1 protein-coding gene is annotated in these 1,201 nt (G+C 54.0%); it reads left to right on the plus strand.

All coding sequences use genetic code 11. The annotated features are described in order from the left end of the window. The first annotated feature begins 229 nt into the window (after positions 1 to 229). On the plus strand, positions 230 to 1,171 hold the full coding sequence (locus tag FFS64_RS31190; protein WP_137808463.1) for a transposase: 942 nt from the start codon (positions 230 to 232) through the stop codon (positions 1,169 to 1,171). Positions 1,172 to 1,201: the final 30 nt, after the last annotated feature.

The following is a 1,201-nucleotide window of genomic DNA, read 5'->3' on the forward strand; positions in this document are numbered from 1 at the left end:
CCTTCGCGAGCAGGCTCGCTTGTATGGTAGGACTTGAAGGGAGGAGGAGGGACAAGGCTCGATTCTGACTGTTGACGCAGTACAGACCGTGGGAGATTTCGCCCCTCCTCCTTTCACCCAAGCGCCGATAAAGAATGCATCTGGCTCGGACCGACGATAGGAACAAGCCTGCGCCTCTGGGTGAGCCCTTCAAGTGCTCAAACCTTATCCCGGAGGAAATCCTGTGGCAATGCCGGTTCTTATCTCAAAGCCGATCGTAGGCGTGGATGTCGCCAAGAATGAACTGGTGATCTATCACGCCGAACTGGACCTGCTCGAAGAAATTCCCAACAACAAAGCCGCCATCCACAAGTGGTTGAAGGCCTTAGCGGGACCGGTGGCTATTGCCATCGAAGCCACCAATATCTACCACCTGGCGTTCGCTGACCTGGCCTATGAGGCCGGCTGCGTGATTTACATGGTGGGCGGTTATGAACTCAAACATTACCGTGAAGGCGTGAAGATCCGCGCCAAAACCGATGCCTTGGATGCCAAACTGCTTGCTCGTTATCTGAAAAACGAACAGGAAGAACTCCACCCGTGGACCCCGCCATCACCGCTGTACCGCCAGCTTCTGAGCCTTTTCCGCCGCCGGGCAGCCCTGGTTCAGGCAAGGGTCGGTTTGGTGCAAAGCTGGTCGAATGAGCCGTTGTTGAAGGCTGCTTTTTGCGCGCAAATAAAATCCATGCAGAAGCTTGAGACGATGATCGAAAAGACGATCAACGATCATCTCAAGAACGCCGGTTTACTGGGTCAGTTGAAGCGTTGCCTGAAAGTGGAAGGCATTGGTTTCTTGACCGGAGCTCGTCTGATTACAGCTTTTCAGCGAGGCGACTTCAGAAACGCAGATGCCTTCATCGCGTTTTTGGGAATGGATTTGCGGGTGTCGAAATCAGGACAAAAAGACGGTCGCCGGAGCCTGACTAAGCGAGGTGATCCAGAAGCGCGCAGGCTTCTACACAATGCGGCCATGTCGGCGAGTCGCACCGAAGCCTGGAAAGGGTTTTACCAAGAACAAAGAAGTCGAGGCTTCAGCACCACGCAGGCACTGGTGATGCTGGCTCGCAAGCTTGCTCGAGTGGTATTCGCCCTGCTTAAAGGACAGAGCGAATACCAATCAAAAGTGAGTTGAGGGTTTCCCTCAACCATAGAATCTCCCACA

Origin of the sequence: Pseudomonas sp. G(2018), from assembly GCF_005502415.1 — a bacterium.
In the GTDB taxonomy this organism is placed as follows: Bacteria; Pseudomonadota; Gammaproteobacteria; order Pseudomonadales; family Pseudomonadaceae; genus Aquipseudomonas.

Bases quoted from the DNA above. Each gene is read 5' to 3' on its own strand.
- FFS64_RS31190 (WP_137808463.1), top strand. From the start codon at position 230: ATGCCGGTTCTTATCTCAAAGCCGATCGTAGGCGTGGATGTCGCCAAG.